Genomic DNA, 12,706 nt, shown 5'->3' on the forward strand with positions numbered 1-12,706 from the left:
ATAGGGCATTTGAAGGTACGAAATTTTTAAAACAGGAAGGGCTTTATTTAGAATAATTCAGTTTAAACCCTGTTCGCTTCAATATTGCGTAGTCCGTTTTCGCCTTCAGATATTGTTATTTTGATGTAATGATGGGGCCAAAGGTCGGCTATATTTTGCGGCCATTCGATAAAACAGTATTCTCCTGAAGCCAGATATTCTTCAAATCCGATGTCAAAAGCTTCATTCTGCGATTTGATACGGAAGAAATCAAAATGATAAATTTTCCCCCGGGGGTATGCATATTCATTTACAATAGAATAGGTAGGGCTGCTTGCCATTTCTATCATTCCAAGGGCATAACATAATGATTTGATCAGGGTTGTTTTGCCCGCACCCATATCGCCTTCGAATAGAAAGACTTTTTCTTTTTCTGCAAATTTTAATAGTTCAGATGCTACTTCATGCAGTTCCCTTTCACTATTAACCCGGATATTCATTAGATCGCATTAAATTTAAAAATGTGTCAGACTGGTTTATTTCGGACTGTATGTAACGTATGGTACAATCATTTCTTCCATGGAAATGCCCCCATGCTGGAACGTTTCGTTAAAATAGTTAACAAAATGATTGTAATTATTCGGGTAAACAAAAAAACTATCCTCTTTAGCAAATATGAAGCTCGAACTCATATGCAGTTTTGGAAGCATTGCATCATGCGGATTTTTGACATGAAACACATCTTTGGAATTGAAATCCAGATTTTTACCCTGTTTATACCTTAAATTTGAGTTGGTATTCCGGTCGCCAATCACTTTACTCGGATGTTTTACCCGGATTGTTCCGTGATCAGTAGTAATAATCAGTTTTATTTTTTTCTGGGAGAGCTTTTTTAACGCATCCAGGAGAGGCGAGTGCTCAAACCATGAGAGGGTTAAAGAGCGGTATGCTGCTTCGTCATTTGCAAGTTCCCTTATCATCGCCATATCGGTACGTGCATGAGAAAGCATATCAACAAAATTATAGACAATAACATTCAAGTCATTCCCCATTAAATTATGCATGTTTTCACTGATGTTTTTTCCTTGTTCAAAGGTGAGAATCTTATTATATGAGTATTTGCATTCCTTACGCATGACTCGCTGGATCTGATCAGCAAGAAATTTTTCTTCGAATAGGTTTTTGCCACCTTCATCTTCATCATTCTGCCACATTTTTGGAAAGTGTCGCTCCATTTCAATCGGCATGTATCCAGAAAAAATTGCATTCCTGGCATATTGAGTGGCTGTGGGTAAAATACAATAGTAACTATCTTCTTCATCGATGCGATAATAATCCATCAATAAAGAATTGATCATTTTCCACTGATCGTATCTCAAATTATCGATGAGTATGAAGAAAGTCGGTATTTTAGGTTCCAACGAAGGAAAAACTTTTTTAACAAAAAGTTGATTCGAAGTAATTGGCCCATCCTCCGGATTTTTAAGCCATTTCAAATAGTTCTTTTCAATAAATTTTGAAAACTGAACATTGGCTTCTGACTTTTGCACAGTCAGAATCTCATGCATGCCTTCATCTTCAAGTTTCTCGAGAGAAAGTTCCCAGTAAACTAATTTTTTATAAACATCCACCCATTCTGAAAAACTCAGGTTTTCGTTTAGGGTCATCCCAAGAGTTCTAAAATCCTGACGATAGGCCATAGATGTTTTCTCACTAATCAGGCGTTTATTGTCAATCAGTTTTTTTATGGTAAGCAGGATTTGTTTAGGATTTACCGGCTTGATGAGATAATCATCTATTTTAAATCCAATTGCATCTTCCATCATGTATTCCTCTTCGTTTTTAGTGATGAGTACGATCGGAATATCGGGATCAATGGTTTTAATTCTGGCGAGAGTCTCAAGCCCGGTCAGACCCGGCATATTTTCATCGAGGAAGACCAGATCGAAATTTTCATTTTTGAAACAATCCAGTGCATCATTACCATTGGTTACAGTTTTAATCCTGTAACCTTTTTCATTGAGAAATAGTATGTGCGGTTTTAACAGGTCGATCTCATCGTCGGCCCATAATATGTTTGTTTCCTGCATTTCAATGTAAAATTAATAATTAATAGTTTATTGAACTTATTAATACGTTCAATTGTCATTTAAAATAACAATTTTTGTGCCGTAAGATTCTCGATCTTGAACAAGAAGAAAATAATTAATGATCCGGTATATGGATTCATCACCATTCCATCAGAATTGGTGTATGATTTGATTCAGCACCCTTATGTTCAGCGTCTACGCTATATTAAACAATTGGGAATGACCCATTTGGTTTACCCCGGTGCTCTTCATACACGCTTTCATCATGCCCTAGGTGCAATGCATCTGATGAGTTTAGCGGTTGAAACAATAAAAAGTAAAGGTCAGGCGATTTCTTATGAAGAAGAAGAAGCGGTGATGATTGCCATTTTACTTCACGATATTGGCCATGGCCCCTATTCTCATGCCCTGGAGCACACCATTGTAGACGGAGTATCTCATGAGCATATTACAGCACTGCTGATGAATAATTTGAATCGGGAGTTTGATGGAAAACTTAGCATGGCTCTTGAAATATTCAACAACCGTTATTCCAAAACTTTTTTACACCAACTGGTTTCCGGGCAGCTTGATATCGACCGTCTGGATTATCTGAACAGGGATAGTTTCTTTACCGGAGTTTCGGAAGGAGTAATTAGCTTCGACAGAATCATTAAAATGCTGGATGTCTATGATGATCAGTTAGTTGTTGAAGAAAAGGGTATTTATTCTATTGAGAAATTTTTGATTGCCCGCAGACTGATGTACTGGCAGGTATATCTACATAAAACAGTCATTGCTGCAGAGCAAATGCTGGTGAAGATACTGGAAAGGGCAAAAGAACTATCCTTTGAGGGAAGGAATTTGTTTGCAAGTCCCTGTTTTTCCTATTTTTTGAAGAATTCTGTAAGCCGGGAAGAATTTAGAAATGATCCCCGAAATTTAGAAAGATTTACCAAACTGGATGATAATGATATATTTACATCGATAAAGGTTTGGGCTGATGATGAAGACCTCATCCTTTCTACACTTTGTAAGCATCTGATTAGCCGAAATCTTTATAAGGTGGAGATTAGTAATGAACCACCACCCGTTGAATGGATAAATGACTTGGCTGAGAGGGTAACGGTTGAATTCGAGGTTTCTGACGATGACACCTCTTATTTCGTATTTACTGATACAATAAGGAATAATGCCTATAGTGTTGGCGACGGAAGTATTAACATTTTGATGAAAAATGGGTCTATACTGGATATTACCAAAGCATCAGACAATTCTAATCTGGAGGCCCTGGCAAAAACAGTACAGAAGTATATTCTTTGTTATGTTAAGGAAATTAGAGATATCGAATAATTTGCGAATAAGTTCAAAATTTGTTCGTTAACATATAAGCTATAAATTTGCCCGATGCAATTAACTGCTCATCAGATTGGAATTTTACTTCAAGGAACTGTAGAAGGTAATCCTGAGGTGACAGTAAATCAGCTTGCGAAAATAGAAGAAGCAAAGCAAGGGTCCCTGTCTTTTCTTGCAAACTCTAAATATGAGCAATTTGTTTATGGCTCTAAAGCATCCATCATTATTGTAAACGAGGAGTTTGAACCTACCCAGCCTATTAATGCAACATTAATCAGGGTAAAAAATGCATACAGCGCATTTTCAGTTTTACTGGAGAAATATGATGAACTATTAAAATCAACTAAAACAGGAATCGAAGAACCCAGTTTTATTCATCCAAGTGCTGAAATAGGCAAAGATGTTTACATTGCCGCACTTGCATATATTGGACCGAATGTTAAAATTGGAGATGGCAGTAAGATCTATCCGAATACTTACCTGGCTGACAATGTAATTGTTGGTAAGAATGTAACTTTGTATGCCGGTGTAAAAGTGTATTTTAATTGCATCATTGGGGATAATTCCATTATCCACTCAGGTGCTATAATTGGGAGTGACGGATTTGGCTTTGCTAATGGAGGCGAGGGTATGTACCGAAAAGTAAGCCAGATCGGTAACGTTATAATTGAAGAAAACGTAGAAATAGGATCAAATACAACGATTGACCGGGCAACTATGGGATCAACGGTTATCCGGAAAGGGGTAAAACTTGATAATTTGATTCAGATTGCACATAATGTAGAGATTGGTGCAAATACGGTGATTGCAGCACAAACCGGAATCTCTGGAAGTACCAAAATTGGTGAAAACTGCGTTATTGGCGGACAGGTGGGAATGGTGGGACATATAAGCATTGCCAATGGTAGTAATATCGGCGCAAAATCAGCGGTTAATAATTCAATAAAGGAGGAGAATATGAGCTGGAACGGATTCCCGATGATGGGTTACCGGGACTCATTGAAATCGCAGGTCATTGTAAAACGATTACCTGAGCTGGAAAAGCGAATTCAAGATCTTGAAAAAATTATAAAAGACAGTTTAAAGTAATCAGTATCCGGACTGAAGAAGATTAATACGATGAATGTAAAGCAAAGAACTATTAAATCAGAAGTTTCTGTGACAGGAGTCGGTTTACATACCGGCAAGGTAGCAAGGATGACATTTAAGCCCGCTCCCGAAAATCATGGATATAAATTTAAGCGGATTGACCTTCCGGAAACGCCAATCATCGATGCCGATGTGGACAATGTGACCGATACTTCAAGGGGAACCACCCTGACCCAGAATGGAGCCAGCGTGAATACGGTTGAACACGTTTTAGCTAGTCTGGTAGGTACAGAGGTAGATAATGTACTGATGGAGCTGGACGGCCCTGAGATTCCTATTATGGATGGAAGTTCAATACAATTCGTAGATGCACTGGAAAGTGTGGGATTTGTGAATCAGGAGGCAGACCGCGAGTATTACAGCATCCCGCATAATATTCATTATTCTGAACCCGACCGTAAAGTTGAGATGGTTGCGATGCCTCTTGATGATTATCGCTTTACCTGTATGATTGATTATAACTCACCGGTATTGGGTAGTCAGCATGCAGCAATAACAACACTTTCAGAATTTAAAAAAGAAATAGCATCCTGTCGCACATTTTGTTTCCTCCATGAACTTGAAATGTTATTGAAACATGATCTGATTAAGGGTGGTGATTTGAATAATGCGATTGTGGTTGTTGATAAGCAGGTTAGTAAGGATGAGTTAAAGAACCTTGCCAAACTTTTTAACCGTGACGATATTGATGTGGCTAGAGAAGGAATTCTGAATAATATTGAATTACGTTATCAGAATGAACCGGCCCGTCACAAACTTTTGGATATGATTGGTGATCTGGCATTGGTTGGTGTCCCGCTGAAGGGACATATCATGGCGGCAAGACCCGGACATGCCGCCAATATTGCATTTGCCAAGAAGATTAAATCCCAGATCAAAAAGGACAGATCAAAAAAGAATGTACAGGTATATGATCCGAGCGTTCCTCCATTGTATGATGTGGTTCAGATCATGAACATTTTGCCACACAGACAGCCCTTTCTTTTTATTGACAAAATTCTCGAGCTTTCAAAAACACATGTGGTTGGAGTAAAAAATGTTACCATGAATGAAGAATTCTTCAAAGGGCATTTTCCGGGTGCACCGGTGCTTCCGGGCGTGATTCAGATTGAAGCAATGGCTCAAACAGGGGGGATTTTAGTATTGAGTACTGTGCCCGATCCGCGTAATTACCTCACCTATTTCCTAAAGATTGATCGGGTCAGATTTCGTGCTCAGGTATTACCCGGAGATACTATTGTATTCCGCTGCGATTTAATGGAACCAATCAGAAGAGGTATTTGTCAAATGAAAGGTGTTGGAATGGTAGGTGAAAAGATTGTGGTAGAGGCAGAAATGATGGCACAAATAATCAGAGTTAAAGAAAGCGAAGCAAGCGTATGATTCAGCCCCTAGCATACATCCATCCACAGGCCAAAATTGCCGAAACCGTTGTTATAGAACCCTTTGTTACCATCTACAAGGATGTAGTTATAGGTGAAGGTACCTGGATCGGATCAAATGTTACCATCATGGATGGTGCCCGAATCGGGAAGAACTGCCGTATATTTCCGGGAGCTGTTGTTTCGGCACCGCCTCAGGATATGAAATATAAAGGGGAAGCTTCAACAGTAACAATTGGAGATAATACGATAATCAGGGAATGTGTAACACTGAACAGGGGTACCGCACTCGACAGGAATACAACCACCATCGGGTCAAACTGTTTGTTGATGGCTTATGTCCACATTGCCCACGACTGTGTTATAGGAAACAATGTTATCATCGCAAATTCTGTGCAACTGGCTGGACATATTGAAGTGCAGGATTATGCTTTTATAGGCGGAGCCTCAGCCGTTCACCAGTTTGTTTCGATAGGCGCACATTCGATTATATCCGGAGGCTCGCTTGTGCGTAAAGATGTACCTCCCTATACTAAGGCCGGACGTGAGCCACTTGCCTATGTTGGAATTAACTCGGTCGGTTTACGTCGCAGAGGTTTTACTTCCGAACAAATTAATGAGATCCAGGACATTTACAGAACCATATTCCTCAAAAAATTTAATATTTCTAGAGCTCTGGATATTATAGAAACCGAACGCGAAGCTACTGAGATCAGGGATGAGATCGTAGATTTTATCCGAAACTCTAACCGCGGTGTTATGAAGGGTTTTGGTAATTCTTAGACCTTGAGATTCCCGGGAATTTGCTAAATAATGAAAATAAACCTTGAACACATTGGCCGCCGGTTTAATCGCGAATGGATCTTCAGGGATGTAAATTATGTTTTTGAAAGCGGCAGTTCCTATGCCATTCTGGGTGCCAATGGTGCCGGAAAATCTACAATCTTACAAGTTATTTCAGGAAGTCTGAGCAGTTCAGAGGGAACAATCTTATATACAAAGGATGATGTTTTGCTGAATCATGAGAAAATTTTTGAACATATATCAATGGCTGCACCCTATCTTGAGCTCATAGAGGAATTTACCTTAGGAGAACTCATTGATTTTCATTTCCAGTTTAAGAAATACCGATCTGGCCTTAACCGTGCGCTATTAATCGAACTTCTGGGTCTCAAACATTCGGAGCATAAAGCGATAAAGCATTTTTCTTCAGGAATGAAACAGCGTGTAAAACTCGCGCTGGCTTTTTGTTCTGATACTGAAATGATTCTCCTGGATGAGCCAGCCTCAAATCTGGACCAACAAGGTTTGGAATGGTATCTTTCCCTGATTGAAACTTACTCTTCTGATCGTATTCTCATCATTTGTTCTAATCAATTGCAGGAGTATAGTTTTTGTAAGACTCAACTGAATGTAGCAGATTACAAATAAAATACCCGCATTACCCTCTAGGCAAATATTGGAAAATTAATAAAATGCCGCTATCTTTGCGGCTCGAAATCAGTAAAATTATATGGCAAAGGCTTCAGAAATTAAATCCGGGAATATATTACGTTATAATGGCGAATTGGTAACTGTGGATGAAATCATTCACCGTACGCCAGGTAAAGGCGGGGCTTTCTACATCGGAAAGTTAAGGAATATCAAATCGGGTAAAATTGTTGAAGCCAGAATGGGAACAGATGAGCAGGTAGAAATTTGCCGGGTTGAAACCAGTGATTATCAGTACCTCTATGAAGAGGGAGATTATTTTGTAGTAATGGACAATACTACTTTCGAGCAATTCAGTATTGAAAAAACCTTATTTGGAAACGCTGCCAAATTCCTGAAAGAAGGAATGAATGTGATTGTTTCTTTCGAAAGCGAAGAGCCAATAATGGCACAAGCACCTACCAGTGTTGAGCTTGAAATTACTTATACTGAGCCTGCTGTAAAAGGAGATACCTCTACAAATGCCTTAAAAAGTGCTACTGTTGAAACCGGAATCGAGATTCGAGTTCCTCTTTTTGTTAATCAGGGAGATAAGGTAAGAGTAGATACGCGTACAGGAGAGTACATCGAAAGAGTTAAATAGATTTTAGATATTTTTGGAAAGGTCTTTTCTTTATGGAAGGACTTTTTTTTTGAGCCAAGTTTCGCCGGAATTGTTTTTACATTCGTATTGTGGATAAAGCAACATTGCGGAAATTATATCTGGAAAAGCGTCAGAACCTTTCGCGTTCAGAATACTGGATGCTGACTGATGGACTTATGGAGCAGGTTAAGCTCTTTAACTGGTTGGATTACCGTATGGTTCATGTTTTTCTGCCTATTAGTAAGAGGAACGAGGTTGATACTTTCTCTATTTTGAATTATTTTAAAGAGAACATCCCCGATTTAAATATTGTCATACCCAGAACCGATTTTTTAAACCTACTGATGGAAAACGTGCTTTATGACCATGAATACACCATTTTAGGCAGAAACAAATTTGATATCCCAGAACCAATCCATGGAAAGATTATTCCAGCCCATCAGATCGATCTGGTATTTATTCCTCTTCTGGCATTCGATAAACTAGGCAACCGTGCGGGATATGGAAAAGGTTTTTATGACCGTTTTCTCATGACCTGCAGACCCGATGTAAAGAAAATCGGTTTATCTTACTTCAACCCTGTTGATGAGATTTATGATCTGAATGAGTTTGATATTAAAATGAACGCCTGTATTTGTCCGGATAAGATTTGGGAGTTTTAATTCGATAAATGCCTGATTTTGATATTATTACATTTAATGGTAGGGTTTATTATGCTTCTTTGAGGGTATTGAGGGTTCTTTCTTTGGAAATGTGCTGATGTGGAGCTTTTTAAAGCAAACCCCGCTTTTCGCTTATACTCCACAGGCCTTAATCACAGGCCGGTATCCGCTTCAATCGGGTTTATGTACATCAGACAGAATTCTTAAACTTTGATTCACATCCCATTATATTACTCTTGTTAAACATTATATATCCAACTCCAAAAGCACCGGACAATGGTCAGAATGTCTGGCTTCAGGAAGAATGGCTGCCCGTTTCAGTTTATCCCTTAATTTTTCAGAAACCAGATTATAATCGATTCGCCAGCCCAGATTTTTAGCCCTGGCATTTGCTCTGAAACTCCACCAGGTATAGTTATGTGGTTCTTCGTTGAAGTGTCTGAATGAGTCAATATAGCCTGAATTGATAAAATCTTCCATCCATTCGCGCTCTGCCGGCAAAAAACCCGAAGAATTTGCATTGGATTTTGGATTATGGATATCAATTGGTCTATGGCAAATATTATAATCACCAGATATCACCAGATTTGGGATTTCAAGTTTAATCTTATCGGAATAATCCCTGAAATCTTCCAGAAAACGGTATTTGAAATCCTGGCGTTCTTCACTGCTCGAGCCAGATGGAAAATAGGTGCTCATTATAGAAATGCCTTCAAAATCTGCACGTAGAATACGGCCTTCACGATCGTAATCGTCCATGCCTGAGCTGTATTCTACGTGTTTCGGACTAATTTTAGTAAAAATAGCTGTGCCGCTATACCCTTTTTTTTCTGCCGGGTTCCAGTAATGTTCATAGCCCATTTGCTCAAGCAGTAGTAAGTCTGTGAGCTGATCGGGGGTGGCTTTAATTTCCTGTAAACAAACCACATCCGGATTTGCGGCCTTTAACCATTCCAGCCAGTTCTTGCTTAATGCTGAACGAATCCCATTGACATTATAAGTGATAATCTTCATAGAAATTAAAGTGTATTGTGTCTTAAATTCTGTTTCCTATCGATTTTTCTGGCCTCTCTTTTTTTTAGGACACTTACCATCATCGAAATATCTTCAACAGGGCGATCGGATGTACCAGTTTTAACCTCAGCGATTGCATCGACCATTTCGATCCCGCTGACTACCTCACCGTAAACGGTGTAGTTCTGGTCAAGATGCGGCGTTCCTCCGAGTTCTTTATAAACCCTGCGCTGTGATTCGGGAATGATACGGCCATTCATTCTTTTTAGTTGCAAATCGTCAAGTGTAGCATCAGTCCATTTTTTACCCTGAACAATATAAAACTGGCTTGCACTGGATTCTTTTTGCGGATTATTATCGCGGGCCGCAGCCAGGACACCTTTTTTATGGAAAAGACTGTCTCTAAACTCCGCATCAATGCGGTATTTTAAATCACCTTCACCCAATACCTGACCCGGTTTAGCTGTTTTTGAATCCGGGTCACCACCCTGAATCATAAATTCTTTGATTACCCGATGGAAAAGGGTACTGTTGTAAAAACCCTCTTTGCTCAGTTTCAGAAAATTATCCCGGTGCTTAGGAGTTTGGTTGTATAACATGATGATGCATTCGCCTTTACTGGTTTTGATCTTTACAAAATCATGTTTGGGTTTAGCGAAAACTGAGCTCACGCAAAATATCAGTAAGAAAACAGATAGTTTTTTCATTTTTCAGGGATTATATACTATCAAAATAGGTGATGATCAATGATCGCATAATCATTTCCTGTTCCAGAAGGGTATAGGCAGGGATGGGTTTAATTAGTTTCCAATGGGGCCAACCATCCTGATCGAGGCCTTCGAGTTCATAAAAACCCAGTTCACTGAATAAACGGCAGTTGGCAATATGCATTAATTCTTCTTTCTGACGTTTACTGAATTTTGCCGGACCTTTGCCTAGTTCCTGAACACCAATCAGAAACAACATAACCTTCATATCAGGAAGATCGGTATCAAAATCTTTCGCTATCTGCTCTTGTAGTACTTTCCATTTGGCGTTTATTTCTGCTGGGGTCATGTACAAAAGTCTGCAAAAAAATGGAATTTCTGAATGAGAAATTATCTGATTATGGGATTACCCTGTGGTCGGTGTTTTCACCGACCACGTGATCTGACTATGCTGCTTCCTATGGTCGGTGTTATCACCGATCACGTGTTGTGTTTGCTTATGGTACGGTGATAACACCGACCATAGGGAAAATCCTCCCACTCTGAAATTTCACCTCAAATACTATATTTGTTCATGCAAAAACCAATCGTTACTGCTTTACTGTCTTACGGAATGTCGGGAAAGCTATTTCACGGACCATTTGTTCATGTTCACCCGGGCTTCCATTTCAAAGGTGTGCTGGAGCACAATACTAAAAAGGTAAATGCCGATTATCCGGGTGTTAAAAGTTATGATTCCCTTGATGAGGTATTGAATGATCCAGAAATTGAACTGCTTATTGTCAATACCCCAAGTAATACCCACGTAGATTATTCCAGAAGAGCATTGATGGCTGGAAAGGATATTTTGGTTGAAAAGCCATTCGCTCCGACGCAAGCTGAGGCAAAAGAAATTTTTGATCTGGGTAGAAAACTGAACCGAAAGGTGATGGTTTATCAGAACCGAAGATTTTCGAGTGATTTTGAGGTTACCCGTGATACCATAAACAGTGGAAAACTCGGACAGATCATTGAGGTGCATCTGCGTTATGATCGCTACAGGGCTGAAATCGGCCCTAAAGTTTTTAAAGAAACTCCAATTCCTGCAGCAGGCATTGTATATGATCTGGCTGCACATTTGCTTGATCAGGCAATTTGTATACTCGGCGAGCCTCTTTCATACCGTAAAGTAACCGGTGTTTACCGTAAGAATTCATTGGTGGATGATTACGGACATATCCACTTAACTTATCCGAACCAACTGAATGTATTTATAACCACAAGTCTCCTCGTTGCCGACCCCCAGCCGGGTATTATCATTCATGGTACTAAAGGTTCATTTGTAAAGGCATTCTGCGACAAGCAGGAAGATCAACTCATTGCAGGAATGAAGCCCGGTGAGCCAGGATTTGGGAAGGAGGATGCCGGTAAAGAAGGTCGTCTGACTTTGATAAGCGAACAGGGTGAAAAAACCATTGAATTGGTTCCTTCAGCTGTTGGAAATTATATGGATCTCTTCGAAGCAGTAGTTCAGACTATTAGAAACAATGCTGAATTTCCGGTTAAAGAATCGGAGGTGATGATACAGATCGGAATACTGGAAAGTGAACCGGATAAAGTTTAGGAGGATTGCTTAGGCCTATTATAGTCCGCTTAGTTTTTCATATACAGATTTGATAAAGTAGATAATAAATATAATCCCTATCCACCAATTACTTTTCGATTTACTGTCGATATTTTGATTCTGTTGATTTTTGAATACAGAATAACTCCAGCCTATAACAACAATAGCCGCACAGGCAGCAATAATTATTTTGTCATTGGAAATCAATACCGTAACAAAAGAACCTAAAAACAAAATAATTACCAGGTCTTCAAATTGAATGCCTGTCTTTTTTGAAATTGGTTTTATCCCAGACAGTACATTTTCAAACCTTTCGTATTCTTCTAATTGGGATGGAACCTCCAGAGTAGTTGCCGGTGAATTTCCTTTTATGCTGAAACTCCCATCTCGATTTTTAATAATTCTGCTGATATCTGCGGTTTTTATAATAATATCAGGTGTGTCATACTGCTCTCGTTTAATCGTTTGACTATCAATGGTTAGAACATAGCTGTCATAAAGTAACATTTGCCGTTCTACAGCTTTATAATATCCCCAAATTATCGCGCCAACCATAGTTGTAGTTGCTAAAAGGAGTACATAAATGTTAGGATCTTTAAAGTATTTGTAGGAAAGAAAACCCAATATAATCAATGAACCAAGGATTACTTTTTTAAGAATGGATATTCTAACTTCTTTAATACAGTCTTTTCTAATTTCGAACTGGTACAT

General features: G+C 39.1%; 14 protein-coding genes. 8 read left to right on the forward strand and 6 right to left on the reverse strand.

The window, feature by feature from the left end; translation table 11 throughout:
• Positions 1-62: 62 nt before the first annotated feature.
• Complete coding sequence (gene tsaE, locus Q8S11_RS02365; RefSeq protein ID WP_305660477.1) at positions 63-479, reverse strand: tRNA (adenosine(37)-N6)-threonylcarbamoyltransferase complex ATPase subunit type 1 TsaE; 417 nt, start codon at positions 477-479, stop codon at positions 63-65.
• Between the two features lie 36 nt (positions 480-515).
• A complete protein-coding gene (locus tag Q8S11_RS02370; protein ID WP_305660478.1) occupies positions 516-2,069 on the reverse strand; it encodes a bifunctional response regulator/alkaline phosphatase family protein in 1,554 nt (517 codons plus the stop codon).
• A gap of 96 nt (positions 2,070-2,165) precedes the next feature.
• On the opposite strand from Q8S11_RS02370, the gene Q8S11_RS02375 reads away from it, so the two are divergent.
• From Q8S11_RS02375 to Q8S11_RS02405, 7 genes are all read left to right on the forward strand, one after another.
• Positions 2,166-3,401: an HD domain-containing protein gene (locus tag Q8S11_RS02375; RefSeq protein ID WP_305660479.1), complete on the forward strand. Its 1,236-nt coding sequence runs from the start codon at positions 2,166-2,168 to the stop codon at positions 3,399-3,401.
• A gap of 54 nt (positions 3,402-3,455) precedes the next feature.
• Entirely contained in the window at positions 3,456-4,493 is a 1,038-nt protein-coding gene (gene lpxD / locus Q8S11_RS02380) for a UDP-3-O-(3-hydroxymyristoyl)glucosamine N-acyltransferase (protein WP_305660480.1), read from the forward strand.
• Between the two features lie 30 nt (positions 4,494-4,523).
• Positions 4,524-5,936, forward strand: coding sequence for a bifunctional UDP-3-O-[3-hydroxymyristoyl] N-acetylglucosamine deacetylase/3-hydroxyacyl-ACP dehydratase (locus Q8S11_RS02385; protein WP_305660481.1), 1,413 nt, complete (start codon positions 4,524-4,526; stop codon positions 5,934-5,936).
• On the forward strand, positions 5,933-6,718 hold the full coding sequence (gene lpxA / locus Q8S11_RS02390) for an acyl-ACP--UDP-N-acetylglucosamine O-acyltransferase (RefSeq protein WP_305660482.1): 786 nt from the start codon (positions 5,933-5,935) through the stop codon (positions 6,716-6,718). Before Q8S11_RS02385 ends, lpxA begins: the two co-directional genes overlap by 4 nt.
• A 30-nt stretch (positions 6,719-6,748) precedes the next feature.
• Positions 6,749-7,366, forward strand: coding sequence for an ATP-binding cassette domain-containing protein (locus tag Q8S11_RS02395; protein WP_305660483.1), 618 nt, complete (start codon positions 6,749-6,751; stop codon positions 7,364-7,366).
• A gap of 82 nt (positions 7,367-7,448) precedes the next feature.
• Positions 7,449-8,009, forward strand: a complete 561-nt coding sequence (efp, locus tag Q8S11_RS02400; RefSeq protein ID WP_305660484.1) for an elongation factor P — start codon at positions 7,449-7,451, stop codon at positions 8,007-8,009.
• Positions 8,010-8,098: 89 nt separating this feature from the next.
• Positions 8,099-8,671, forward strand: coding sequence for a 5-formyltetrahydrofolate cyclo-ligase (locus Q8S11_RS02405; protein WP_305660485.1), 573 nt, complete (start codon positions 8,099-8,101; stop codon positions 8,669-8,671).
• 246 nt (positions 8,672-8,917) lie between these two features.
• Here the strand turns inward: Q8S11_RS02405 and Q8S11_RS02410 are convergent, their stop codons facing one another.
• From Q8S11_RS02410 to Q8S11_RS02420, 3 genes are read right to left on the reverse strand one after another with little or no spacing between them, the layout of a single operon-like run.
• The gene (locus Q8S11_RS02410; RefSeq protein ID WP_305660486.1) at positions 8,918-9,685 is read right to left on the reverse strand and encodes an exodeoxyribonuclease III; all 768 of its coding nucleotides are present in this window, start codon (positions 9,683-9,685) and stop codon (positions 8,918-8,920) included.
• Between the two features lie 5 nt (positions 9,686-9,690).
• A complete protein-coding gene (locus Q8S11_RS02415; protein WP_305660487.1) occupies positions 9,691-10,392 on the reverse strand; it encodes a peptidylprolyl isomerase in 702 nt (233 codons plus the stop codon).
• 10 nt (positions 10,393-10,402) lie between these two features.
• Positions 10,403-10,741, reverse strand: coding sequence for a hypothetical protein (locus tag Q8S11_RS02420; protein WP_305660488.1), 339 nt, complete (start codon positions 10,739-10,741; stop codon positions 10,403-10,405).
• A gap of 225 nt (positions 10,742-10,966) precedes the next feature.
• Between Q8S11_RS02420 and Q8S11_RS02425 the strand changes: the two genes are divergently transcribed.
• A complete protein-coding gene (locus Q8S11_RS02425; RefSeq protein WP_305660489.1) occupies positions 10,967-11,995 on the forward strand; it encodes a Gfo/Idh/MocA family oxidoreductase in 1,029 nt (342 codons plus the stop codon).
• Between the two features lie 18 nt (positions 11,996-12,013).
• Here Q8S11_RS02425 and Q8S11_RS02430 read toward each other — a convergent pair whose 3' ends face one another.
• On the reverse strand, positions 12,014-12,706 hold the full coding sequence (locus tag Q8S11_RS02430) for a hypothetical protein (protein WP_305660490.1): 693 nt from the start codon (positions 12,704-12,706) through the stop codon (positions 12,014-12,016).

The sequence above is a fragment of the Daejeonella sp. genome, from assembly GCF_030695525.1.
GTDB lineage: Bacteria > Bacteroidota > Bacteroidia > Sphingobacteriales > Sphingobacteriaceae > Daejeonella.

Bases quoted from the DNA above. Each gene is read 5' to 3' on its own strand.
- tsaE (WP_305660477.1), bottom strand. From the start codon at position 479: ATGAATATCCGGGTTAATAGTGAAAGGGAACTGCATGAAGTAGCATCT.
- Q8S11_RS02370 (WP_305660478.1), bottom strand. From the start codon at position 2,069: ATGCAGGAAACAAACATATTATGGGCCGACGATGAGATCGACCTGTTA.
- lpxD (WP_305660480.1), top strand. From the start codon at position 3,456: ATGCAATTAACTGCTCATCAGATTGGAATTTTACTTCAAGGAACTGTA.
- Q8S11_RS02385 (WP_305660481.1), top strand. From the start codon at position 4,524: ATGAATGTAAAGCAAAGAACTATTAAATCAGAAGTTTCTGTGACAGGA.
- lpxA (WP_305660482.1), top strand. From the start codon at position 5,933: ATGATTCAGCCCCTAGCATACATCCATCCACAGGCCAAAATTGCCGAA.
- Q8S11_RS02395 (WP_305660483.1), top strand. From the start codon at position 6,749: ATGAAAATAAACCTTGAACACATTGGCCGCCGGTTTAATCGCGAATGG.
- efp (WP_305660484.1), top strand. From the start codon at position 7,449: ATGGCAAAGGCTTCAGAAATTAAATCCGGGAATATATTACGTTATAAT.
- Q8S11_RS02410 (WP_305660486.1), bottom strand. From the start codon at position 9,685: ATGAAGATTATCACTTATAATGTCAATGGGATTCGTTCAGCATTAAGC.
- Q8S11_RS02415 (WP_305660487.1), bottom strand. From the start codon at position 10,392: ATGAAAAAACTATCTGTTTTCTTACTGATATTTTGCGTGAGCTCAGTT.
- Q8S11_RS02420 (WP_305660488.1), bottom strand. From the start codon at position 10,741: ATGACCCCAGCAGAAATAAACGCCAAATGGAAAGTACTACAAGAGCAG.
- Q8S11_RS02425 (WP_305660489.1), top strand. From the start codon at position 10,967: ATGCAAAAACCAATCGTTACTGCTTTACTGTCTTACGGAATGTCGGGA.
- Q8S11_RS02430 (WP_305660490.1), bottom strand. From the start codon at position 12,706: ATGTACCAGTTCGAAATTAGAAAAGACTGTATTAAAGAAGTTAGAATA.